This window comes from Aurantibacillus circumpalustris (assembly GCF_029625215.1).
GTDB classification, from domain to species: domain Bacteria; phylum Bacteroidota; class Bacteroidia; order B-17B0; family Aurantibacillaceae; genus Aurantibacillus; species Aurantibacillus circumpalustris.
Window position 1 is genome coordinate 1,346,023 of record NZ_CP121197.1, and the last position, 25,659, is coordinate 1,371,681.

Genomic DNA, 25,659 nt, shown 5'->3' on the forward strand with positions numbered 1-25,659 from the left:
TTTGTTGTTTTTAATTGATTTGATTTTTATTTTAGTGTTAAGGTTTTTTTTCTTGTTTGTCGAGAGCCTTAAGTAAGTCTCCCACATATTCTGATGCTATTTTTTTGGCAATAATTTTTTTATCCTTGTCAAGCACATAAATTAAAGGCGTAGAGTTGACATCAAATTTTGTTTTAACATCGTTTATGTGCACGGGATCAAATACATTTATGAAATCGGTGATTTTGTTTTCAATTAAAAATTTTCTCCATGCCTCAAACAGATCGTCCTTAGTCTGAACCGCAAAAACTTTTACATCAATTTTTCCTTTTAAATTTTTTAAATTTTCGTGTAGCTTCGGCACCTCTTTTTGACAGTGACCGCAGTCTGCGGCCCAAAATAACAGTATAGTATATTTTGCATTCACCTGGTATAAGGTCCTGAACATAGGAGCAAGTTTGTCCTGATTTTTGTAATATAAATCTGTAATACTTTTCGCAGAAGAAGTTGTATCAAAGCCCATTTTTCTTACCTGACGTGCATAAACTGTATCAATCATATACAGTTCATTTACCTTTTTACCTTCAAGTAAAGGATTCATAATTGCAGAGCGCTCTTTCAAAACCTTAATGGTTTCCTCTGAATACATTCCTTTCGTTTTACCCGATATGATGTAATTATCTACAATGTGTAAAAACACTTTATCAAATCCAACAATTTTACTTTGCTCGTATTTGTATGTAAAATAACTTATCAAAGCATTATAAACTAAACTGTTTTGATCGCACGCGCTCAGCGCCTTATCAACTTCATGTATAACTGTATCGGGATTATTAACCAATAAATTATCGAAATATTTTTTAACCCGATCATCAAAATAAGGAGTGCGCGCTATACGTTCATCTTTAAAATTAATACCATCGAAAAAATGATTTTTGTAGTAATAGTATTGGTAAAGACTGTCAGGCCTCCCATTTGAAGCAGTCGGTATTAAAGTTGATGTTTTTTCTGTTTTTAAATTAAAAATGTCATAAATAAAACTGCCTTTTACATCCTGCATAAAATCCGATTCAAATTTCTTTACGTCAGCATCTAATTGAGCAATTTTTTCATGCATAAACTTTGTACTGTCCTCACTACTTTTACCTTTGGTTTTTAACCTGGCCGCGTTAAACTCATTGTTTTTTTCGACATTGTTCTTGAGATAACTAAAAAATTTCTCATTCTCTTTGCTGTCGATCACGCTCAGGCTAACAACTATATCGGCTACGTTTGCATTAATTGTAAACTTCTGACTTTCATTGATGATAAATTCAAAAAAAGGCGCTTTGTCTTGATTCACCAGAATGTAAACACCTTTATCCAAAGCTGTTTTGCCTTTAAATGTCATAGCACCATTCTTAACTAGTTTACAAGTATCTGCAATATAGGTTTGATCAAAAACATATTTGGCCAGGTAAGCTATAGTGTCTTTAGCGCCTTTAATGTTCACCTTTATATCATAGGCCATTTGTGCTTTTGAAACAAAGGAAACAAAAATTAGACTTAATAATATTACAGGCTTTTTTATCACACTTACCGCTTTACGAAACTACTTTTTTAAGTTTTTCTCCACCTTTTCAAGTTGTTCAACAATCTCTACAACCTGCTCGTGGCTTAACTTTTTCGCAATAATATTTTTGTCTTTATCCAGAAGATAAATAACTGGAGTTGCGGTAATATCGAACTGTTCTTTTAAATTATTCAAATGAATAGGGTCGAAGACATGTGTAAAATCTTTCAGTTTTTTCTCTATTAAAAATTGCTTCCATGAATCGAATAATTCTTCTTTAGTTTGAACAGCAAAGACTTTTACATCCACCTTTCCTTTAAGTTGTTGCAAATCTTCATACAGCTTCGGTATCTCTTTTGTGCAGTGGCTGCAATCGGCAGCCCAAAATACTAACACCGTATATTTGGCATTAATATCATACAAAGATTTAAATAGTGGTGTTAAACGGCTAATGTTTTTATTATATAAATAGGTTACACTAACACTACTTTTCGCTGTGTCGAAACCCATTTTTAAAACTTCGCGACCATGAATAGTATCAATCATGAATAAATTAGCAACTTTAGCGCCAGGTAAAAGATTACGCAGTATATCTACCCTTTCCTTAATTTTAGCAATGGTTTCAACTGAATAGTACCCGGCTGTTTTACCAGTTATAATGTACTTGTCAGCCAAGTGTATAAATACTTTTTCAAAGGTGTTACTTTTTCCGTATTGGTCAAAACTCATGGATTTGTTCTGCTCGAACTTATAGGTAAAGTGCCCTACAAGTGTGTTGAACATTGTACTTCCAGGAACACATTGGGTCAAAATTTTATCGAGATCTTTTATTACAGAATCGGGATGTTGAATAACTAATTTTTCGAAATATTTTTTAATCTTATCTGCAAAAAACGGAGTAAAAACTATTCTATCGTCTTTAAAATTTACACCGTCCCAGAAATGATTTTTGTAATAATAAAACTGGTAAATGCTATCGGGGCGGCCATTTGAAGCTAGAGGCACATCTGTAGGATATTTTTCCGCCTTCATATTCATTAGATCCGCAACAAATAGACTTTTATTTTTAAGTCGAAAGTCTACATCGTACTGTGTCATTTCTTTACTTAAAGCCGTTTGTTTTTCGTTTACGATTCTTGTACTATCGGCTTTACTCTTGCCAGTCATCAAAGATTGAGTTTTATAAAGTTCTTTGTTTTTTTCCGTCATAAATTTCACGTATGAAAAGAACAGATCATTTTGTTTATTATCTTGACTTTTTAAAGAAGCTGCAATATCAGCAGCATCGGCATTAATTGTAAATTTTTGATTATCGTCTACAATAAACTGAAAGTAAAAAGAATTACGCGCCTGGTTGGCAAGAATATAAACACCTTTGTCTAATAGAACATCTCCTTTAAACTGAATCTTACCCCCTTTAATGTTTTTGCAACTGTCATTAATTGGAACCTGATCAAAAGAATATTTAGCCAAATAAACGGTAGAATCGACACAGCCTTTTAAATTGATTTTGATATCGTAACCCGATTGAGATTGGATTAAGAGTGATGCAATACTAAACAAACCAAAAAGGTAAATTTTTTTCATTTTTTACGGGTTTTGTAATGAGTTACCAAAATTAATAATAGATTCAATTTACCTTCAAATCTCGCGCCATTTTTTCAATATTGCCTTTATAAATTTTGTTAAAAACCTTATCCAGACTATCTTGCATACTATCGTATTGAACAAAATCAACAAAATAGGCGTTTTTAGACTTTACTATTTCTTTTTTGCGAGAAAGGTACAGTTCCTTGTTTTTTAGTGGAAGCTTGGCAATACTATCGGCAATTTGCATAATACAGTGTAATTTAAGCAGCGAACGCTTTGGATGATTTCTTGATTCGGAATAAAATGCCTTTAAACGTTCTATGCTTCGGAGCATGTATTGACTAAAAACCTTAGTATCATTATAATTACTAAGGTATTCTGCTAGTGCGATACTATCCTTTTGTAAAAACTGGATGGTTGCCTTGTGTGCAATAAAACTCGCTATGTTCTCATTAAAATCAACTGAGTTGGGCGCGTAATAGGTTGCGTGAAACAATTCATGAAAAAGTAAATTACATAAACCCCCTTTACTACGCTTGAGCATATTACTTAAGATTGGATCATTAAACCATCCAAGTGTACTCCAGGCAGAAACGCTTCTCAAATCCGTGTCGTAGCCTAAAACAACCAAATGATTATACTCCTTTAACGCAAGTTCTTTATTGAAAAAACCTTTATAACTTACTTTCCCAACCAATGGAAATGCCCACTCAAAGGCTTGGAGTGAATAAGGTTTGCACGCGGTAATGACCCATAAAATTGGTTTATCTTTTTGATCGTAAATAGTTGTGAAATTTTTTGTGGGTGTAAATCCAAGACTATCGACAGAATAATTTTTTATTTCTTTAATGAGTTGTATATTTTCTTTTTCTCGCAAAGAAAGTGCTCTAGTCTCTTCAAAATGAGTAAGTGTTTGTGTAGATAGCAAAAGGTTCAGCTGGCCTTTGGCTTGATGCAAGAGGTAAATAGAAGTTTTATAATTTAAAGTGGAAATAGTTATTGCCGCAAAAAAACAAATATTTGTAAGGACTCTTAGCCATCTTAAAACAACTTTCATTGGAGCTTATTTGTATCTTTGTTTAATTAACGAATTATAAAAATAGTGCTTAAAAAAATCATTTTCTTCTTTTTGACTTTATTTAGTGTTCTTGGCTCTTCGCAAAAGAATGATACGTCACTTTATCAATTTGGACAAGCAGAAAAGGAACTAATGAGTATTCAAAAAAAAGCTTTTCATAGTCGAAGTGAAAAAGATAGAATTGAAGGAAATAAAGAGTTTATAGGTATTTGGAACAAAATAATAATATACCCAAGCATTCTGAACTATCCTTTCGATAGTTTAAAAAATGATATTTCTGTTTTAAGCCCTAAAGACAAGAAGTTTAAACTGATTACCTGGAATCTTCACAAAGAAGACGGTACGCATGCGTTTTTTGGATACTTGCTAGTGAATAATACAAAACGCATAAAAAAAGGTTTTATGAAACACGAAACCATAGAAAGCTATGACTATTTTCAACTAATAGACAGATCGCCAACCGTGAAGTATCCTGAAACATTTGTTGGCAGTCCACAAAAATGGTTTGGAATGTTGTATGTGCAATTAATTGAATGCGACGGTTATTATACGCTCATTGGATGGGACGGAAATGATAAATTAACGCAACGCAAATTTGTTGATGTACTTTCTTTTAGAAATAATGGTGATGCAGTTTTTGGAAAGGATGTTTTTAGAATTCCACGTAAAAATCCTCGACGGCTCATGTTTGAGTTTAGCCAAGAGGTATCTATGAGTTTGAAATATGATGAAAAAAGAAATCAAATTATTTATAGCCATTTAAGTTCTAAGCAAGAAGGAAGTCTGTTGGATGGACAATACCAGTATTATGGGCCGGATGGCAGTTTTGACGCGCTTGAAGTAAAAAAGGGGAAATGGATCATTGTAGAAGACATTGATATCAAGAGTGATATTCGTCCCTTAAATGAAAACAAAAAACCGAATCCAAAAAAGCAGACTCCAGTGTATAAACCAAAATGATGGGCTGGTTATGATTGTCAGTTTTTAAGCTCCAAAAAAAAGTTTTGTGTTCTTCTATAAAACACAATAGCTAAAAGGCAGCCAAAACTATTCGCGACAATGTCTTTCCAATCGGCGCTACGATTACTGAAAATTGTTGCTTGCATTAATTCTAGCAGCGCTCCGTAGGTAACGACGGCTGTGAAATAAATTCCAATTATCACTTTAGACTGCTGATGTTTAATAGCAACAAGAAACCACAGAGTTGTGAGAATAAAAAATATAGAAGCGTGAACAAATTTGTCAAAGCTGAGCAATTCAAGCCAGTTGCTAGTTGGGATGTACTGGCCTGGCATGGCGCACAAAATAAAAATTATAAGCGTCCAAATTATTGCAGCGACAAGACTATTTTGATAAATTTTGTTTTTTAGATTCATTGTAAATAAATGAGGGTTTCCTGAAAATAGTTTATTTACCCGGACCAGAATTGAGAATGTCGTTCGGATATTTATTTTTAAATACCAATTTGATAAAATTCAATACCTCCGGAAAAAGTATGCGGTAGTTCATTACCCTAAACTGCGCGGTTTCTTTTAATTCAATTTGCAAGGGCTCGAGTTTGTATTTTAGTTTATAAGCCATCCTGATGAATTCTAAGTCAAACAAATACCTATCAATGCTGGTTTGTAGGAATACAGGTTTTACATCTTTTACAAATCCTTTCAAACCGCACTGTGTATCTGTGATAGGAATAGAAAGAAAAAAACGAACTAAACTTTGCAGACCTTTTGATAAAACTCTTCGAGCAAAAGGAACATGAGCATAATAGGTGTTGTTTTTTATTCCTACAGCTACGTCACATTCTTTATTCTTTAAAGCCGAATAAATTCTAAAAACACTCTCAGCTTTATAAGGAAAATCAATGTCGGTATAAATAATTATTTCTCCCTCTGCCAAAGCTACACCTTGTCTTAGAGCAAAACCTTTGCCTCTATTTGTTGAATACCTAATGCTTCGGAAATGAGGTATATTCGATTTCAAAAACTCTATTCCACTCTTGAGTTTTTCATCAATTCCATCTTCAACTAGAATTAATTCGATTTTATCGGAAATAATTTCAGATAAAGCCTTGAGTTCTTTAATAATATTATTGGCCCAATTTTCTGGCGGGTTATAACATGGTAATATAATTGACACAAGCATACAGAGGGTGAATCTAATCCTAAAATAAACTTTCGGGGCTAAAGTAATAAAACTATTGAATACTTTTTGGCAATAATAGCTCTAAAGATAAGTTTCTCCAGCTAATTCAGTCGGCTAACCTCGCGATGGTAACGAGTTGAGTTATTCTTTAAATTTCCTGAAAATAAAAAACCCTCTTAAGTTTGACTTAAAAGGGTTTAAGATAATGTAGCGCTTAATTAAGCGCCTATTAATTTCTTATAATCATCAACGCTTAATAATTCTGATACTTCAGAAGAGTTTGTCATTTTAATTTTTATCATCCACCCTTTTCCATAAGGATCTTGATTTACACTTTCAGGAGCAGAATCAATATCCTTATTCATTTCCAACACTTCACCACTTAATGGCATAAAAAGATCACTCACAGTTTTAACCGCTTCAACCGTTCCAAAAACAGCTTCTTTTTCAACCGTTTCACCAATTGTATTTACATCCACATAAACAATATCTCCTAATTCGCGCTGTGCAAAATCAGTTATTCCTATTGTTGCCTCGTCACCGTTAATTTTAACCCACTCGTGGTCTTTTGTGTATTTAAGATCTGCTGGAAAATTCATATTTATTTTTTTGTGTACAAATGTAATGGTTTGTTTTAAATTTAAGTACACTTATTCATGTAAATAATTATTGGAAGGTTATCCTTAGACTGAAACCGAAGTTAGTACTGGAAGTTGGAAAAGACGCCGAAGTTTGAGGTGTGGTGCGAACCCAATCATAAAACAATCTTAACGTAACGTTCTGTGTTAATTGGTAATCGGCTGATGAACGCAGTGTAATGATGTTTGTACCACCTGTAGGTGTACTTAATCCAGTTTCAACTTGTCGTATTACCGAAATGTTCTTTCGGAAGCTTAGGTCAAGTCTAATGTTTACACTACTTTCTAACACTTTACCTTGTATTTTTAGATTTTTCAACCGAAGCTTTGGAATCGTGTAAGCACCGCCAATAATGTATTCTTGTCCTTTTGTTTCGATGATTTGAAAGGCGGTTAAATTAAGCGTAGTTGTTTTATCACGACGTGTTTCAAGATTTGCAGACCATTTAGGGTTATGAAATCTAAAATCAAATTTAAGTAGAGGCTCATAACGCTCGCTCATGGTAACAGAACCAATTGTATACTTAGGCACAAAGTTTGAATTTATCGAAGTTGTTCCTGAGGTTTGACTTACAGGCATTCGTTCAATTTGCCTTCCATCTTCACGAAAATATAAGTTATTTGAAAAACCGTTAATACTATATGTACTCTTATAGGCATGTCGCAGCGTTATGCCCGTGAATATTTTTTTAACTTGCTTTATCTTACCAAGACCATCCCAACTGACCGTCCAGTTTGGTAGAGGGACAGTTGGAAATATATTTGTTGTGCTGTAATTTTTAATGTTTCTTCCTGTATAAGTTCGATAAAAAGCCCCGAGTAAAACGTCCTGTTGATTGTCGGTATAGCCATCTACGTAGCTAGCTGGAACAGTTCCAGTAGCAGTAGTGGCAGTATAATTAATAACGCTTGTTTGGTAATTGTCATTCGCCCTTCCTAATTCATTTGCCACGTCGCGTCGCGTTAGCCTAAACTCGTCAAATAATTTTGAATTTATAAGGCTTCCGCCATCTTTAAACGAATTAAAAAAGGTCAAGGTAGAGATATTGAAATTACCTGTCTCGTTCGGACTTGAGTTAAGTTTATATCCTTGAATATAATCCTTAGCTGTTAAACTATCTGGGTTGTATAAAATATATGACGATTTTGTTTTTGACAGGGAATAGTTTCCATTCAATTCAATTTTCAAGCTTGAATGCGGTTCAACAATTGCTTTGTAGGAGTATGTTTTAGATTCTGTTTCGGTATACGGCGTTGTTTGTCCTCTGTAAGTCGACAACCATTTATTTTCAATACTTCGCTCACGAATTTTGTCGTCATACATGCCTGTCGTAAATAAGAAGCCGGGGGCGGCATTTCCACCAGGCCCAAAATCCATCCCGCCAAATTGCGAAGTCGGTAAAAAGTTTGGCAAGCCTTGTCCGCCTTGAAAAGCACCTGTAACTGAAATACTCTTTAACATCATAACAGTGCGCGCTAAAAACTCACCTATTGCTTTAAAATTAGAATCTTTTGGTGCCGCTGGTTTTTTACTTACGTCATCTGCTTTCGCTAGATTTGCGCTTACACCCTTCAATTGAGGACCTCCAGCACTTCCAGGATTATTTACTCTTCTAAAATATGGGATTTTGTTGTACAATTGAACCATATTAAACTGGCCTGTAAAGTTATTTGAACGAGTGTTTTGAATCGTATTTCCTATACTGTCGTTTGCAGCGAAAGGCCTTCTAGCCCAAGTGTATGTGCCGCCAAAACGATAGTTTATTTTCATAAAATCAAATAATGGAATTTTATTTATAGGCACATCCACATTTAAATTCATTTGTTGTCTAAACGAAACATTTTCTCCAAAACTTCTAACCGAATCTCTTCCATTTACATCCTTTAACCCATTAAAAAAGGTTTTCGACACTGTATTTTTATTAGCCTTTGTTAATCGCTCTCCTGGCGGTTCTAGTATACGACCATCGTTCGAAGCTGTATAATCAAATTTTAATGATTTGTTAAAGGCCCATACAAAATTGTAATTTCGAGTCATGGTAAAATTTTTGTTTATTAAAGCAGGGTTTTCAAAAATGTCAGAACCAGCATAGAAGCCAGTAATATCTCTATTCTTAAGGGATGTGTAATTACGATTTACATCAATGGAGGTGCCAAAATTATTCGGAACTAATTGCAAACTAAAATCTTTTATTAATGCAAACCATTTATTTTGAAAAAGTTTCACCTTTGTAAATGGTTTAAGTGTGAGAGGGTTTCTTATACTATACGAGTATTGCAAATTTCCGCGGTACTGCCTGATATAATTATATTCTACATTTACGTTTCTTCTAAATATTTCATTAAAGGCATAAGTTGCAGAAAAGTTACTGATATCCCAAGGCCTTGGTTTTGCCTTAGGCCTCTTTAATCCATCAATCCTAAAATTCGTTACATTAAATCCTTTACGTTCGGTATAGTCTATTGTTTGATTCCGAACACTGTCTCTCAGTGATTCAGATATGCCGTCTACATCATCCAAAGCGGCCATTCTCACATCCGGGTCGAGCGGATTAAAAAGTGGAGTTATTTTTGTTTGTCCGTAGTTGTAAAATATGGGTAAGCTTACCTTCCATTTATCTGGTAAAAACTTACCGGCATTCACAGATGTGCTTACATCCCAATTAAGATTCGTTTCTTTACTCCGTTCATTGATCTTACTTTCTACACTTCCCCAAAATGGAGTCTTGTAGGTTCCGGCAAGACTAACAACTCCAAGGTCTGCGAGCTTTGCTTGAATTTGTCCAGTTGTAGCGTAGCCACCTTTATTATTAAAATCGGTTAAACGTAATTCGTTAATCCACACCTCAGCGCAGTGGGCTAATTTATCAGGAGTTCTAGGATTCCTTATTCCTACCATGACACTCTTTACAGTTCCCAAATTTGGATTCCCAACAATGGTAATAGTGTAACCACCCATATCTACAGGAAATGGTGTTGTCAAATTATTCAGTTCACTAAAATATCCATACTTCTCATTCCGTTTTTGCTTTACCAGACTTATTTCATCAAAATTAAAATTCACTTCGTTTGCCTTAAGCCACACCTGAGCACGTGAATCAACGTTGTTTGCATTATAAACACCCTTTGGGGTTAGCTTTAAAGGAACTTCGTATTCATAAAAATTATTGTTGTAATCAGTACCCACTCTAAAAAACAAATTAAGGTCGCCGTCATTTAAAGGAATGCCATTCATCGCTTCGGCATGTACGTTCATTTTTATATTTTGAAACATACGCGTATCCAGATCCACATTTTTAAAAACAGCTCTACTATCGCCATCCTTTAAATCACATGTACGCATTGAGAGTGATTGTTCGTTTAATAATACAAGATTGGTCGTTTGAACATTTTGCTGTTGATCAATTTCAGGGGGCATTACATAATTAACTGGCACTTTGGTTGAATTCTCTTGCAAACTAACTGCCGACACATCAAATGCCGTTGAATTATCGTCGTGAGCAATATACTCGCCAGGTTGTTTTAAATCGTATTGGTAACGTCGCCAATCACTACGCACTAGCTCAAACCTAGCCAATCTTAATAAAACAGGACGTGCAAAACCTTTCATGTAGACACGCATAAAACGGATGGAATTAAATCCTTCAATGCCACCCACATTACTTTCAAATTGCGAAATTGGAATTTTAAATTGGTACCATTTTACTGTTTTTGTTACGCCACTAAAGTCTGCTGAACCATCAAAAGCGTCTACGATAAAATTAGTACCTACGCGCAAAGGGCTAACATCTGTGGGGCTGATACGAACTTTATATTGATAATAATTTTCAAGAGTGTTTAATGTGTTATCTCTGTTGATGTCTTCAATATTAGGAGAAGCATTTGTGTAAGCTGTTGAATAACCTGCGTTATTCTGGCTTTTGTATTGCTCTTCTGTTGGGGAATTCCCTTCAGGATTGTTGTATTTAGAATACCGTTTTAAGGTATTTGCTTGCACATTCTCAGCATCATAATCATCCCCTCTAAAAAAATGATACCTGTCAGATGATGGATCAGATGTAAAGGTGCTTACGGCATCGGGGTTAAATCCGCCAGTTTCCATATCCTTCACCGCTTGCGCAAAACGTTCCCTTTCTTTTTCATCGTTTAATCCATCGTAACCAACATCTTGCAGAAGTCTATCACTATTATCTTGTGAAAATTGATTAACCACTGGAGCTAAAACGGGTGCATCGGCAAGCTTTGTTGATTCAACTGTTAAGCCCCTAGAGTATTCTGATTTTCCGGGAATTCCATTTTCATAAGACATTTTACCATCGCGTACAATGTCTTCCGAAATGTTTCCAAGATTGATATATAAATCACCACTTGGTGGTTTCGCTGGATCAAACTCCGGATCCGTTTCTTTATTATAATCCTCATTAAATGGATCCATCATCCAAAACTGAATGTATTCAACGTTTGCAGCCTGAAAATCATTCGTTTCGAGTTTTCGCATGATGCCACCCCAACGATCCTGAGGGTTTTTAAGCGAGCCATCATTATTAATTCCTTTTGAAAAATTGGTTGGCAGAATGTCGTAATTATATGGTCCGCGTTCAGATGGGTAGTAGGCGAGATCGAGTAGTTGCATAACAACTTGCTGACCATTAGGAGGTGTTTTACCCGGAAATAGTTCCGTTTCAAAAACCTGTCTCCACATATTGTTTGAAAATAATTTTTTGCTGCTATAATAACCTGGTGTCGTTCCGCCTTGATCACGCGTAAACATAGCATCTACATTGTACCAACTAAAACGTGCACGATTAATGCCTGGAAGCAATGTGTTGGCATATGTTTCCCTTGATTCTGGAAAAACACCCGGAATGTTTTGAGGAATACTTGCTAAGAACCAGCTTGTTGCTCCTTTCACGTCAATAACCGATACAGATCCCTCAAAGTCATCGATATAGGAGTTTCCTCCATTTTTACTGATTGCTTTTGCATTGCCAGGAAATAACTTAGCAAATTCACCTCTTGCAGAAATGGTACTCATTTCTTTGGTACTATAAAAAGGAAGTTTATCTAATAAACGTGTTAAGAAAGGCGCATCTGTTTTGTAATTAAAATCCAGTCCTGCAACGATGTTACTTACCGGTTCATCACCAATGGTGACTTTTTGAGTAATAGGTCGTTCACTAAATCTTAAAAACGTTCCTCCTAGTGTAAGATTTCTGCCGGCTTTATAATCAAGTCTGGTACCCCACAAGCTTTTTTGTTGTACACTGAAAAGGGAATTACTTTCAAGAGAAACTTTTACAGTTGCACCCGAATTTAAAATTCCTTCGTTGATAATCTTTACACGACCAAGCGTATAGTCAACTGTGTAATCAGCGTTTTCTTGAAGTGCTATTCCGTTGGCAGTAACAATTACTGCACCTTCAGGAATATTTAAAGCATTCAATGCGATTTCGGATCCAGAAGAAGATCGGTAGGTACCTTTTATTTTAAAACGATTTTTGTTTTGAATGAAGCTGGCTGCTGTTTTAGTGGAGTCATACAATTCAGTAAAAATATACTTGTTTGCAGCTGGAAAATCTTCCATAACAAACTTGTTTTCGGCGCCCTGAGAACTTGCATCACCGGTAGTATCTATTAAACTTCTTCCAAAAGGTTCTTCTGTTGGAAAATAAGCGCGGCCATTCTGTTGAGATATTGTGTAGCCTGAGATAAAATCATAAACACCATCGCTACCTTTATCGCCATTTACATTTAATTTATCACATTGTAAAACACGAATTAACTGTTTTCCATTTATGTTTTTACCGTAAGGAAGATAAGGCATATCCACGCCTGTTTCGATATTATTGTAATACACATCTAACTTAAAATCTTGCGGATTCAAGTTATAAGCACCTAATGTATATACATTCTTCATCATGAGTCGCCACATGGGATGTTTCACACTTACTGCATTTGTTTTAAGTAATTTACATATCAGTAATTGCGTATTATCTGGCACTTGTTCGCTAAACTCACCAACCTGATAGGTTTTACCATTCTGTGTAAATTGATAAGATACCGCAAGTGCTTGATCGTTGTTTAATTGCTGATTTAAAGAAATGTAACCAGTTCGAGAATTAAAAGTAAATTCAGAAGTATTTAATCTTCTTGCATTTTGTATTTTTACATAATCCCGTCCTTCAGACATGTAGGATAAATTAGGATCATTGTCATTCTTTGCCAAAGTTGTACCAGACAAGACAGAAACTTCTGAAAGCGATCGCGTCGATAATACTCCTGGAGCACCACCAGGTGCCCCTGTCAAAATGCCGTACAATGTATTAACCGTGTTACTTGGGATTGTTTCTGAAGTAGTGTTTTTTAGGGCCATATTTGCCGGCACTATTCCAACGGGATCAGTAAGTTCATGGAAAATATTTTCGCTACTTTCACCAAGGTCTTCAAAAGCAACAATGTTTCTTGTTTGCTCAGAATTTCCATTATTACTCAATACATAAACCTCCACTTTTGTAATAATAATCGGAGTTTGGATGATTGGTAGAGTAGACATCCAGGCATCGTAATTCTTCCTGAAATAATGGCCCAAATAAAAATGTTTATTTTGCTCGTAATTATCAGCGCTAATTGAAAAGGCCTGCGTTTGGGCTCCTCCTTGAACAGTAATTTCTTGTTTTTTACCTTTTTGTTGCGAAAAAACAGTAGTAGCGGTTAGTTTTCCAAATTGTAAAGTAGTTTTAAATCCAAATAATGTTTGACTACCTGAAATTAATGAACTGTTAAGTGGCAAGGTAACATTTCCCGCTTCAATTTTTTTAATAATCTCATCTTCATATCCTGTATAATCTACTTTTACCTGATTTTCCCAATCAAACGATGCTTCTGTGTTGTAGTTAGTCGTAATTTTCAACTTGTCTCCAATTTTACCAATAAGGTTTAATTGAATACGCATGTTAAAATCGAAATTCGTGACACTTTGTTGTTTTTGCGGAATGGAAGGGTTGCGGTTTTTATTTGTGTTTAAACCAAAAATTAATTCTGCGGTACCAGTTGGCTTAATATCAACGGTGTTACCACCAAAAATACGATCGAACAATTCGCTATTTACCTGAAGTTTGGGAAGAATACCTTTACGTGGCTGATTGTTTAGTTCGTCAGCTGCCACCCGCGAGCGCCAGTATTCATTCATTTGCTTCCGATACATGTACTCTTGGTATTCCTTAAGATTCATGTATGTTTCAGGGCGATAATTTTGATCTCCAATTTTTTGTTTTACAATATAATTTCCAGATTTAGGATCGTACTCCACTTCCTTCTTAATATTCTGTGGATCTTCAAGATATAACTTAGATTTAGGATCTAACATTGGAGGCGTTCCGTTGTTATTTTTAAACTTATAAAGTAATTCAGAATCCGGATCGTCTACATCTGGCGTGTCAATTGGAAGCACACGTTTAGAAGGCAAATAGGAAAAATCACCGGTCTGCTTAGAATCTGTTTTAGTCACTACACCAAAAAGACACGCAGTAGCACTGGTAATTAATACAAAATTTATAAGTCCGTTGGCTCTCACTAATCGATGACTAAAAGTTCTTTAACGCTGCTTTAATTAATAATTCCACATTGTCAGTTCCTGTTCCTTGCTGCTTTATCGCTTTTTCAAGTGCTCTTTCTGCTGCAATTTTAGGAAAACCCAACGTGACCAAAGCCATTAACGCCTCATCTCTGTTTTTATTGTAAGAAGTTGTTAAAATCTGTGAGATTCCTCCTTCATGTTTACCCATTTTTCCCTTTAAGTCAACAACGATTCTTTGAGCAGTTTTATCACCAATACCCTTAATGCTTTTTAATAGAGTTACATTGGCTGTGTTAATGGCTCCTGCTATTTCACCAGCACTCATGCTCGAGAGCATTAATAGGGCACTAGAACCTCCTACCCCGCTCACCGAAATAAGTTTACGAAACAACTCCCGCTCTTCTTCATCGGCAAAGCCATAATAGCGCGGATTGTCGTCACGAATGTACACGCTTTCAATAAATAATTGCGCTTCGGTTTGATCGCCAATTTTAGAATATGTTTGAAGCGAAACGTAGAGACCATAGCCGATTCCACTTGCTTCGATAATCATAAAAGCCGGATTTTTAGAAGTTACACGGCCTTTAATGTATGTAATGAGTGACATTAAAAAATCTACTTTTTGTTTTGTGCATCAACTACCGCAATAGTTATCATATTTACTATTTCTCTAACGCTACTACCAAGTTGTAGCACGTGAACAGGTTTGTTTAATCCCATTAAAACGGGACCGATAGCCTCAGCGCCACCCAATTCCTGCATAAGTTTATAGGCGATGTTGCCTGCCGCTAAATTTGGGAAAATAAATGTGTTTACATCTTTATCTACAAGCGTGCTAAAAGGAAACTGTTCTTTTAATAAACTATTATTAATTGCAAAATTTGCTTGAATATCGCCATCGATCACTAAGCCCGGATAATTGGCATGCAATAAACTAACCGCTTTGGCTGCCTTACTAGGTGCTTCTCCTGGTGCAGAACCAAAATTAGAATAAGAAAGCATAGCCATGCGTGGAACAATGTTGTATTGCTTAACCGTGTTGGCAGTTAATACAGCAATATCTACCAGCTCTTCAGCTGTAGGATCTGCGTTCATGGTAGTGTCTGCAAAAAAGTACGGACCGCGTTTAGTAACCATGATATAAAGACCTGCTACTTTACTTACGCCAGGAAGCGTATTAATAATTTCTAAAGCAGGTTTTATTGGTTGCGCATATTTACGCGTAAGGCCACTAATCATAGCATCTGCCATTCCATTCTCCACCATCATGGCACCAAAATAATTTCTGTCGCGCATTGATTTACGTGCATCGTATTGGGTTAACCCGCGACGCTGGCGTTTTTGCCATAAAAGATCACCAAACTGGTTACGCATATCTTCATGTTCAAGCAAGGGGTCAACAAGTTGCATGTCTGAAAGATCAACAAAATGCTCTTCCGCCATTTTCATAATCTTCGCTTTATCGCCCAGAAGTATTGGTTTTGCAATACCTTCGTCACGTACCACTTGCGCTGCTTTTAGAATTTTATAATTATCTGCCTCAGAAAATACAATGCGTTTTGGATTGCTCTTAGCTTTATCAGCAAGACTCCGCATCAGTTTATTGTCTTTTCCTAAACGATTTTCAAGCTCTAAACGGTACGCATCCCAATCTGTGATTTTCAATTTAGCAACACCACTTTCTATAGCAGCTTTTGCTACTGCTGAAGAAACAGCGCTAATAAGTCGGTTATCAATTGGTTTTGGAATAATATAATCAGCTCCAAAACTTAAATTTTTTGAGCCATAGGCCAAATTAACATAATCTGGAACAGGTTCTTTCGCAAGGGCAGCAATAGCTAATGTTGCAGCCAATTTCATTTCTTCGTTTATGGTGGTAGCGCGAACATCCATAGCACCTCTAAAAATAAATGGGAATCCTAAAACATTGTTTACCTGGTTTGGATTATCACTTCTACCAGTTGCAACAATAATATCTTTTCGCGCAGCGATGGCTTCTTCATATGAAATTTCCGGTGTTGGATTTGCCAATGCAAATACAACGCAGTTTTTATTCATACTACGCACCATGTCTTGATTAAGAATATTTCCTTTAGATAGTCCAACGAATACGTCAGCTCCTTTTATTGCTTCCTCTAAGGTATTTTTATCAGTTTTTTCAGCGGCAAAAAAAGACTTGTATTGATCTAAGTCCTTACGTCCTTTATGAAGAACTCCCTTACTATCCAGCATTAATATGTTTTCTTTTTTTACACCCACAGCTATATACATTTTCGCGCAGGAGTTAGCCGAAGCGCCGGCGCCATTAATAACCACCTTGATGCTTGACATCTTCTTTCCAGAAATTTCAACAGCATTAAGCATTCCAGCCGCACTAATAATTGCTGTACCGTGCTGATCATCGTGCATCAAAGGAATGTCTAATAGTTCTTTTAAGCGGCGTTCTATTTCAAAACACTCAGGCGCTTTAATATCCTCAAGATTAATTCCACCAAAAGTTGGGGCAATATTTTTTACAGTATTTACAAATTCATCAATATTTGTGGTGTCAATTTCGATGTCAAATACATCAATATCCGCAAATATTTTGAACAAAAGCCCTTTACCTTCCATTACTGGTTTTGAGGCCAAAGCGCCAATATTTCCTAATCCCAGAACAGCCGTGCCATTTGAAATAACAGCAACGAGATTGCCCTTAGCTGTGTATTTATAAGCATCCTCCGGATTTTTTTCAATCTCCAAACAAGGCTCAGCAACGCCTGGCGAATAAGCCAAGGTTAAATCTCGCTGAGTGCTGTAAGGTTTTGTTGGTATAACTTCAATTTTACCTGGACGTCCTTGTGAATGGTAATCTAACGCATCTTCTCTTCTAAATTTTGCCATATTTTTTTAAAACGGAAAACGAAGATAACTAAATATTTTAAAGGGAAAAACTGTTAAAATATTAGGTTTTTAAGAACAAATTTACAACTTGAAAACGGCTTGATTTTTTTTACAAAGTACCCTTTTCTGAAGGAATAAATTCAAGATAAAATGTAGTTCCTTTCCCACTTTCTGAGGTGAAAGAAATACTTCCTTCAAAACCCAGCATGATATTTTTAACCATTGCTAAGCCTAAGCCTGAACCGGTAGTTTTTGTTGTAAAATTAGGAGTAAAAATTTTAGATTTCATATCATCGTCAATACCACAACCGTTATCACTTATTGCGATAATTACAACGCCTTCGTTTTTTTCTATATCAATATTTATTAATGGATCTTTAACTCCATCAAGGGCTTGAAGGGCATTTTTCAGAACATTATTAAACACACGTAAACATTGGTCTCTATCGCCATTCACCCATATTTGCTCCGATGAAATATTATTCTTAAAAACAACGCCTTTTTGATTTTCGAAAATAAGCATGGCTGAGGCGATTACATCCACGAGGTTAATTTTTTGCAATTGAGTACCAGGCAATTTGGCAAAATTACTAAACTCATTAGCTATATTTGCCAACGAATCAATTTGTTCAATAATTCCAGCACTCGCTCTTTCAAATTTCTCTTTAAAATCATCGGGATTACTCTTCATGAGCATTTGCAAATACTGCAAATTTAGTTTCATTGGCGTTAAAGGATTCTTTATCTCATGCGCCACTTGTTTTGCCATTTCACGCCAAGCACTTTCACGCTCACTCTGCGCCAACAAATTAGCGCTATTTTCAAGTTTTACTAGCATTTGATTGTATTCGGAAACCAATTTTCCGATTTCGTCATCGCTCTGCCACACAATTTTTTCATTTTGTTTACCCAGAGTCACATTGCTTAATTGTTGCTTAATTATGCGAAGTGGTTGTGTGATAAAACCAGAAAGAATTAATCCCGTAAGGATGCTGATCACAAACAAAATAACATACACGTTAATTAAAGCACTGATTATGCCTGATAATTCGTTCGCTAGATCGCTTTGTTTAGCAAAATAGGGTAAATTGATAAATCCAATTAACTTTTTGTTCGCATCGAACAATGGTGTGTAAAGTGAAATGTATTTTAATGTTCCGGCCTTATCCGTAACACTCTGTGAAGAAGATCGGTTATTATTAAGCTCCCAAAAGGCCTTTGGATTTACTAAAGAAGCCGCCAACCCATTTTCATACAGTTTTGACTCGCTGGTATTAAACAACTGGCCAGTTTTGTAAAACAAACTTATTGGGGTATTAAAAAGTCTGCTATATTCTTTTAATTTAAGATTAATAAGTTCCTTTTGAGATACATCAAACAATTGTTCGGCTTTAAATTGACTGCTAAGTTCGTTGATAATGATTTGTGTTTTTTCTTCCAACTGCTTTTTATTATTTCCATCAAACTGCCTACTCACAAGATTTCCGGAAGTAATACCCACCGCCGACATGGCCAACAATAATAAAACAATAATAATTGTTTGAATTCTTCGCGTTAATGTGGGGCTTGAGAAATGATCTGTAAATACTGCTGAATATACAAGATAAGATAAGTACGTCACCATTGAAAAAAACAATAAGAGATAGGAATTAAACGTGAAAAAATAGTTCCAGCGCTTGGCTTTTTGACTTATAATTACCTCCGTGTTTTCGTCGGGTTGATAATAGTGATGAATAAAATCCTGATTTGATTTCAACAGCGTTATAGAATCCTGAAGTGAAAAGGGATAATTAAAATCCCCGAAGCGGCTTGTAATTTGTTGCGAACGATAAACAGCATGACTAAAACTTTTTAATTTCTCAGGCTTCTGCTGCGATTGATCAAGCAACAGATCCGGAAAACTACCCAGTTCCTCAAATTGCTTTGGCTCCATCATCACATATAGGCGCCTATCTCCCAAATTTATCTTACCAATGTATTGAACATTTTTTTTGTAGTTTTTTACAAAAAATAGTCCTTCTACAAAAGTAGAATCCGAATTTTCACGAATTTGATCAATAAAAAAACCTTCGTTCACGTGTACTGGCTTTTTTACTTCCAGCAGCGGCGAACAGTTTTTATCAAACAAGGAAAACTCCACCGTGTATCGATTAAAATACCCACCAAAGTACTTTTGTTTTAATAAAAGTTCGGTTTCCTTTTCAGCAGTTGGAATATCCGCTAAAAAATTAAGCATCCTATTAAGCGGCTCGTCCTGTGCCATTCGTCTGGGTATATCAGCAAATTCGTTTTCTAAAATAGCATCCTGTTTGTCACTTAACTTGATTGATAAAATACTCAAATCTTGCTGCTGGTTTTTCTCTATATAGGTATTCAAAAATTTAGACGTCACCACCGACATAAATAGTATTTGTAGTCCAAGAGCTAAAGCAATTTTAGAATTGTAAAATTTTTGCAACAAAAAAAGTAATCCTGCATAAAGTAATAGCCAATAATTTTCAAACAAACCAGTATCTCTATAAAGGGTGTAATGCACAGTACAAATGCATAAATACACCACGAAAAATTGCCTGCCATTAAAAACTTGCAATGAGCAATTTATCAGCAAGAACGAAGCGAGTGAGCATACACTCAAAGCTCCAAGACCAATAAAGACTTCAAATTTTATATTGAAGATGCTCAAAAAATCAAAACTCAAAGTGGAGTTGTTGATTAAACTTACAGCTATTTGGTTAAATTGATAAAAGAGTATGAAAATGAAACCCACCATCAACGCTGAATAGACAAATTGCTTTGCCTGTTTTGTTAGCCTGTAAGAATAAAAATGGAATACGGCGGCAATAAATAATAAGGTGAAGGCATTCAATAAGATATCTCCCAGGTAGCCATTCATAAAAGATTGGGCATTTCCAAATAACTGAAGATCGTACAACGCTGTTCGATAGAAAAAAAACGGCCATTTCAAGCCAATCATTAAAAAGCGAATTATCAGGACGCCTACCACAGAAAAACCAGCAAATACATCATTATTACTTCGTTTTACATTAAGAAGTAATAATAACAGCGACGCTAAATAAGTAGTTAAAAAGAATATAAAAGCAAGGTTATCTCCTGTAGTATTATTAAATTTTTCCTCTCCTCCTTTAATGGAGAATAAACTGTTACCATCAATTGTAATTCTATGTTCAGCATTTGAGCTTGTATCAACCGTAATTCCCTTTGGAATACCTGTCCAGTCTTTAAAATCGTTCTTAAGATAATTATTTTGAATCTCGTAATCTGGCTTTACCAGACATAGCGCTAGAGCAGTTTTTTGGCCACTTACCTCTTTAAAGTATAAATAGTGCCCATGTGGTAGTTTAATAAATCCGAAAGTCTTTAAAAATATCGCGGAAACTTTAGGCAGCGGTATTTGCGAGTTATTCCAAAAAATAAGACTATCATTTTGCCAAAGGTACAGTCCGATTCTCTCATTTGCGTAATACTCTGAAAGCTGCTCCCAATCTGTGCCAACATCTTTTGTAAAAAGTAAGGGAAACGCTTTTTTGCAGAGCTCAGCCTTTTTTTCAATCGCTTTTGTAGATTTTACTCCAATTTCCTCGATGGAAAATACAGAATACCGATCAAAAATAATTGCACCTCCAATAAGAATAAGGCCGAGGATAATTGACGTGAAGTTTACTTTACCACTTTTCATTTTATGCCGGCTTGATCGTTCATGAAATAAACTCCCAAAAACTTAGATTACATGAGCAAATTAAGGATAATTCTGGTGAAACAGTAAAAAAAATTCGGGGATCATTATTAATTTGGCTTTATATTTGTAATTTGCAGATATTTATTATTTATGGCACAGGGAAACAAGACACCTTTAAAATCAACATCAAAAGCACCAACGTTAAAAGCTCCAACTTTTGCGCCCTTAAGTGAAACTTTCAAGTATTTCACATTCTTAAATCACAAGATCGCCTTAATTCTTATAGGCGTTATTGGTTTTACTTTTTATATCACTTCCATTAATGGCGAATATGCGCTAGATGACGGAATTATTATTCATCAAAATGATCACGTAATCAAGGGTGTTAGAGGTATTAAAGACATCATGACCCGTGATGCTTACGAGAGTTTTTACCGTCGTATGTGTGCAACAGATCAATTAGCCGGGGGTCGTTACCGTCCTTTATCTGTTGTAAGTTTTGCACTTGAACAACAACTTATTGGCAGTTACCGCACAGGTCTTTACATGAAAGTGGAAGACTCTAATAAAAACGGAGTTCTGGATAAGGACATGGTAAGTTATACTTCTCCTTGCGGCAGACCTGAAACAAATTACGAGTACAACGATTATGTTGATTTAAATAATAACGGATTAGCAGAAGGAAACGAGTGCTACAGCTGTTGGGATTTAAACAAAAATTTTAAAAACGAATGGGATGAAGATCTTAATGTAGATGGAATTTTTAATGAAATAGACTGTCAGGTATACGGTGCTAAAGTGCGCCATTTTAATAATATTTGGACATTCGCCCTTGGGTGTATGTTATTATACCTTGTTTTTTCTCGTTATTTTTTTCGTACCAATCAAGACTTGGCATTTCTCGCAGCTTTACTGTTTACGATGCACCCGATACACTCAGAAGCCATCGCTAATGTGAAAAGCCGTGATGAGATTTTCTCATTAATCTTCCTCTCGCTCACCTTCTTTTATACATTCAAATATCTGGAGACCAAAAAGAACAAAGATTTATTTTGGTCTTCGCTCATGTTCTTGCTCGCATTGTTATCAAAAGAATACGCTGTTACCTTGTTAATATTGGTACCATTGGCTGTGTACACATTTACAGAAAATGATTTTGATGTTAAAACGTTTTTCGATACAAAAGAATTTAAACAAACACTTTATGTGGGTCTTGCATTTGTATTTTGCGCTGTGATGATGTTGTATTTAAAGCGTGACTTTGATATGCATGCACAGCCCGGAGCTAAGCCAATTCGCTCATTCTGGGTATTCCCTTTCTTATATATTTTGGTTGGAATTTTTATGATGGGATCCAATAAGAAAAACAATTTCCATAAACTCTTGAGTTGGTTCTACTTTGTGATGTTGTTTTATTTGGCAATGCGTTTGGTTGCTGTTAAACTAAAACCAGGTGTTCCAGACACGGAAATTTTAAACAATCCATACCTTTTAGCAAATGGCGAAGAACGTTTCGCTACTAAAGGCTTTGTGTTATTAAAATACCTATGGCTACAAATTTTCCCTGCTACATTGTCTTCCGATTATTCATATAATACTATTGAGTACCGTCATTTTACAAGTTGGGACTTTTTATTGTCTATTATAATACACGTTGGAATGGTGGTTGCAGCCGTTCATTATACTTTAAAGAAACATATTTTAGGTTTTGCTTTAATGACTTACATTGTATTTGCGTTAATGATTGGAAACGTTTTAATGGACATTGGTGCAACAATGGGTGAACGTTTGATCTTTCACTCGTCTATCGGATTTTGTATTGCCATTGCTTACTTTATGCTGAAGGGCTTAGATAAATTATCAGTGATTGCATTTAACATGAGAAGAATAGCACTTGTGTGCGTTGTTTTAGTAATCACTTTCTTATTTGGCTGCAAAACCTGGGAACGTAACTGGGATTGGAAAAATGATGTAACACTCTTCTTAAAAGACGTAAAAACCATGCCACACTCTGTACTTGTTTTAGGAAATGCAGGTGCCCGTTGGGTTGATTTGGCCGATACAAAAGAAGTTACAGGTGTTCAGGTTGTTGGGCAGGACTCAACGCGTTTTAATGATTATAACGGTACTTTAGTTATTACTGACGAAGAGGTAAAGACAGGTGGCTATAAAAATAAACGCGAAGCAGCTCTTTTTAAAGGAATTGCATTCTTAAAGCATGCCACTGAGTTACATCCACGTTACGTAAATGGATATTTAAATTTAGGATTAGCTTACTTTAAATTGAGAAAAGATTTCGAAGCACTTTACTATTGGAAAAATGCCGAACGTTTGTATCCAAATAATCCTTACTTGAGAAATTATTATCAGGTATACTCAAACGATCTAAAAAACAGAGGGTCTGGAGCATTTAACCGAGGACGTATGGATTCAGCAGCCATTGCTTATAACATGTGGACTTTATTGGTGCCTTATGACAAAGAAGCTTGGTATAATTTAGGTGGCGCTTACTTTAATCAAGGGAAATTTGGTTTAGCTAAAAAAAGTTGGGATAGAGCTATTCAAATTGATCCAAATTACGCAGAGGTTAAAAAGGTATTACCTATGATTACACCTCAAATGTTAGGGCAGGCTCCGGTTACGATGGCCCCTCAATCACAGCCAATTAAAAATAATTAGGACCGATAAAAAACTTTTAAGAAAAACCATCTGTTGAACGACAGATGGTTTTTTGCTTTTGTAGCATCTTACAGAAACTGCTTCGGGTTTTATTGCTATCATGCGCTCTAATTTGCGGTGACGAGTTCAAGTGCACCGTCATTACGTGGCAAAAGAGTGCAAAGACCGAACCAGTAAGAATTTCTGCTAGCCACAAAAAAACCACCCGAAGGTGGTTTGCATTTTTGAAATAAATTTAATTTTTATGCAGATACTTTTTGTCCTTTTAAAACAGCAGCCATCGTTTTACCAATTTCGGCAGGACTTTCGCACACATGTATGCCGCACTCGCGCATGATTTGCATTTTTGCTTGCGCTGTATCTTCCGCACCACCAACGATAGCGCCAGCGTGCCCCATTGTACGTCCTTTAGGAGCAGTTTGACCTGCAATAAAACCAACTACTGGTTTTTTATTTCCATTTGCTTTTATCCAACGCGCGGCTTCTGCTTCGTAGCTTCCACCAATTTCACCAATCATTACAATCGCTTCTGTTTCAGGATCGTTCATCAATAATTCAACCGCATCTTTAGTCGGTGTTCCAATGATCGGATCTCCGCCAATTCCAATGGCAGTAGTTATTCCCATTCCAGCTTTCACAATCTGATCAGCCGCTTCATATGTTAATGTTCCGCTTTTGGAAACAATCCCAATTTTACCTTTTTTAAACACAAAACCTGGCATAATACCAACCTTAGCTTCCCCGGCAGTAATAACACCAGGACAATTAGGTCCGATTAAACGGCAAGCTTTTCCTTTTAAATATTCTTTTACATAAATCATATCCTTAACAGGAATTCCTTCTGTAATACAAACAATCACTTTAATACCAGCTTCAGCGGCTTCCATAATCGCATCTGCCGCAAACGCAGCCGGCACAAAAATAATAGACACATCAGCACCTGCCTTTTGAACCGCTTCTGAAACAGTGTTAAATACCGGACGTTCTAAGTGAGTGGTACCGCCTTTTCCAGGAGTTACTCCGCCAACTACATTGGTGCCATATTCAATCATTTGTGTTGCATGAAACGTACCTTCACCACCTGTAAAGCCTTGTACTATTACCTTAGAATCTTTGTTTACTAATACTGACATATTCGAAAATTTAAAGCACGAATATAAGTACAAATTTACAGTTCCACAAGGTTTACTCTGCTTTACAGCCACGAATTCCACTAATTTTCACCAACACATATTCCTCCTTCCTTTCGCTGATAGTATTGTAAGTGCTGGCAATTTAACAATGTACACTCATGCTTATTTTTGTGCAAATTCGTGAAATTAGTGGGATCCTTAGTTCAGGATAACGTAAATTATTTTACTTTCACGTTTTATTGTTTTGGAAGACCATATAGAATTATATACAGACGGCGCTGCAAGCGGAAATCCGGGTCCTGGTGGTTTTGGACTCGTTTTAAAATTTAAAAACCACCGAAAAGAAATTAGTGGTGGATTTAAAAGAACCACTAATAATCGCATGGAATTATTGGCAGTTATTGTTGGACTAGAAAGTGTTACTCATAATGCTTTGCACGTAAGAGTATACTCTGACAGCAAGTACGTTGTAGATTCTATTAATCTAAAATGGGTTTTTGGCTGGCGAAAAACAGGTTTTAAAAATAAAGCAAATGTAGATTTGTGGCAACGGTTTTTGCGTATTTATGATTCCAATAAACACACCTTTGTTTGGGTAAAAGGTCATGCCAGTAATGTAGAGAATAATCGCTGTGATGAACTAGCGGTGGCAGCTTCTAAAAAACCCAGTTTACCAATAGATGAAGGGTACGAAGCCATCAAAAGTTAACTT

At 35.8% G+C, this 25,659-nt stretch carries 14 protein-coding genes; 3 read left to right on the forward strand and 11 right to left on the reverse strand.

Translation table 11 applies throughout. The features are described from left to right. Positions 1-37 precede the first annotated feature (37 nt). The 3 genes from P2086_RS05675 to P2086_RS05685 all read right to left on the reverse strand — a co-directional run bounded on the left by P2086_RS05675 (position 38) and on the right by P2086_RS05685 (position 4,178). Complete coding sequence (locus tag P2086_RS05675) at positions 38-1,489, reverse strand: DUF4369 domain-containing protein (protein ID WP_317899473.1); 1,452 nt, start codon at positions 1,487-1,489, stop codon at positions 38-40. Between the two features lie 81 nt (positions 1,490-1,570). After that, positions 1,571-3,118 carry a redoxin domain-containing protein gene (locus P2086_RS05680; RefSeq protein ID WP_317899474.1) on the reverse strand — a complete coding sequence of 516 codons (1,548 nt, stop codon included), beginning with the start codon at positions 3,116-3,118 and terminating at the stop codon, positions 1,571-1,573. Between the two features lie 43 nt (positions 3,119-3,161). Then, entirely contained in the window at positions 3,162-4,178 is a 1,017-nt protein-coding gene (locus P2086_RS05685; RefSeq protein ID WP_317899475.1) for an aminopeptidase, read from the reverse strand. Between the two features lie 45 nt (positions 4,179-4,223). Here P2086_RS05685 and P2086_RS05690 point away from each other — a divergent pair, with 45 nt between their 5' ends. Then, positions 4,224-5,159: a hypothetical protein gene (locus P2086_RS05690; protein ID WP_317899476.1), complete on the forward strand. Its 936-nt coding sequence runs from the start codon at positions 4,224-4,226 to the stop codon at positions 5,157-5,159. Between the two features lie 17 nt (positions 5,160-5,176). Here P2086_RS05690 and P2086_RS05695 read toward each other — a convergent pair whose 3' ends face one another. From P2086_RS05695 to P2086_RS05725, 7 genes are all read right to left on the reverse strand, one after another. Further along, the gene (locus tag P2086_RS05695; RefSeq protein WP_317899477.1) at positions 5,177-5,575 is read right to left on the reverse strand and encodes a VanZ family protein; all 399 of its coding nucleotides are present in this window, start codon (positions 5,573-5,575) and stop codon (positions 5,177-5,179) included. A gap of 31 nt (positions 5,576-5,606) precedes the next feature. Then, entirely contained in the window at positions 5,607-6,341 is a 735-nt protein-coding gene (locus P2086_RS05700) for a glycosyltransferase (RefSeq protein WP_317899478.1), read from the reverse strand. Positions 6,342-6,559: 218 nt separating this feature from the next. Then, positions 6,560-6,940 carry a glycine cleavage system protein GcvH gene (gcvH, locus tag P2086_RS05705; RefSeq protein WP_317899479.1) on the reverse strand — a complete coding sequence of 127 codons (381 nt, stop codon included), beginning with the start codon at positions 6,938-6,940 and terminating at the stop codon, positions 6,560-6,562. Between the two features lie 67 nt (positions 6,941-7,007). Beyond that, the gene (sov, locus tag P2086_RS05710) at positions 7,008-14,552 is read right to left on the reverse strand and encodes a T9SS outer membrane translocon Sov/SprA (RefSeq protein WP_317899480.1); all 7,545 of its coding nucleotides are present in this window, start codon (positions 14,550-14,552) and stop codon (positions 7,008-7,010) included. Positions 14,553-14,562: 10 nt separating this feature from the next. Then, the gene (gene ruvA / locus P2086_RS05715; protein WP_317899481.1) at positions 14,563-15,162 is read right to left on the reverse strand and encodes a Holliday junction branch migration protein RuvA; all 600 of its coding nucleotides are present in this window, start codon (positions 15,160-15,162) and stop codon (positions 14,563-14,565) included. 8 nt (positions 15,163-15,170) lie between these two features. Continuing rightward, the gene (locus P2086_RS05720; protein ID WP_317899482.1) at positions 15,171-17,438 is read right to left on the reverse strand and encodes an NADP-dependent malic enzyme; all 2,268 of its coding nucleotides are present in this window, start codon (positions 17,436-17,438) and stop codon (positions 15,171-15,173) included. A 109-nt stretch (positions 17,439-17,547) separates the two neighbouring features. Beyond that, a complete protein-coding gene (locus tag P2086_RS05725; RefSeq protein ID WP_317899483.1) occupies positions 17,548-21,135 on the reverse strand; it encodes a sensor histidine kinase in 3,588 nt (1,195 codons plus the stop codon). 150 nt (positions 21,136-21,285) lie between these two features. On the opposite strand from P2086_RS05725, the gene P2086_RS05730 reads away from it, so the two are divergent. Then, a complete protein-coding gene (locus tag P2086_RS05730; RefSeq protein ID WP_317899484.1) occupies positions 21,286-23,814 on the forward strand; it encodes a tetratricopeptide repeat protein in 2,529 nt (842 codons plus the stop codon). Positions 23,815-24,056: 242 nt separating this feature from the next. On the opposite strand, the gene sucD is transcribed toward P2086_RS05730, so the two are convergent. Next, positions 24,057-24,947: a succinate--CoA ligase subunit alpha gene (sucD, locus tag P2086_RS05735; RefSeq protein ID WP_317899485.1), complete on the reverse strand. Its 891-nt coding sequence runs from the start codon at positions 24,945-24,947 to the stop codon at positions 24,057-24,059. A gap of 244 nt (positions 24,948-25,191) precedes the next feature. On the opposite strand from sucD, the gene rnhA reads away from it, so the two are divergent. Next, the gene (gene rnhA / locus P2086_RS05740) at positions 25,192-25,656 is read left to right on the forward strand and encodes a ribonuclease HI (RefSeq protein ID WP_317899486.1); all 465 of its coding nucleotides are present in this window, start codon (positions 25,192-25,194) and stop codon (positions 25,654-25,656) included. The last annotated feature ends 3 nt before the right edge of the window (positions 25,657-25,659 follow it).

Excerpts from the sequence above, each read along its gene's own strand:
- P2086_RS05675 (WP_317899473.1), bottom strand. The coding sequence starts at position 1,489 with ATGGCCTATGATATAAAGGTGAACATTAAAGGCGCTAAAGACACTATA.
- P2086_RS05700 (WP_317899478.1), bottom strand. The coding sequence starts at position 6,341 with ATGCTTGTGTCAATTATATTACCATGTTATAACCCGCCAGAAAATTGG.
- P2086_RS05730 (WP_317899484.1), top strand. The coding sequence starts at position 21,286 with ATGGCACAGGGAAACAAGACACCTTTAAAATCAACATCAAAAGCACCA.
- P2086_RS05685 (WP_317899475.1), bottom strand. The coding sequence starts at position 4,178 with ATGAAAGTTGTTTTAAGATGGCTAAGAGTCCTTACAAATATTTGTTTT.
- P2086_RS05680 (WP_317899474.1), bottom strand. The coding sequence starts at position 3,118 with ATGAAAAAAATTTACCTTTTTGGTTTGTTTAGTATTGCATCACTCTTA.
- ruvA (WP_317899481.1), bottom strand. The coding sequence starts at position 15,162 with ATGTCACTCATTACATACATTAAAGGCCGTGTAACTTCTAAAAATCCG.
- sucD (WP_317899485.1), bottom strand. The coding sequence starts at position 24,947 with ATGTCAGTATTAGTAAACAAAGATTCTAAGGTAATAGTACAAGGCTTT.
- gcvH (WP_317899479.1), bottom strand. The coding sequence starts at position 6,940 with ATGAATTTTCCAGCAGATCTTAAATACACAAAAGACCACGAGTGGGTT.
- P2086_RS05695 (WP_317899477.1), bottom strand. The coding sequence starts at position 5,575 with ATGAATCTAAAAAACAAAATTTATCAAAATAGTCTTGTCGCTGCAATA.
- P2086_RS05725 (WP_317899483.1), bottom strand. The coding sequence starts at position 21,135 with ATGAAAAGTGGTAAAGTAAACTTCACGTCAATTATCCTCGGCCTTATT.
- P2086_RS05720 (WP_317899482.1), bottom strand. The coding sequence starts at position 17,438 with ATGGCAAAATTTAGAAGAGAAGATGCGTTAGATTACCATTCACAAGGA.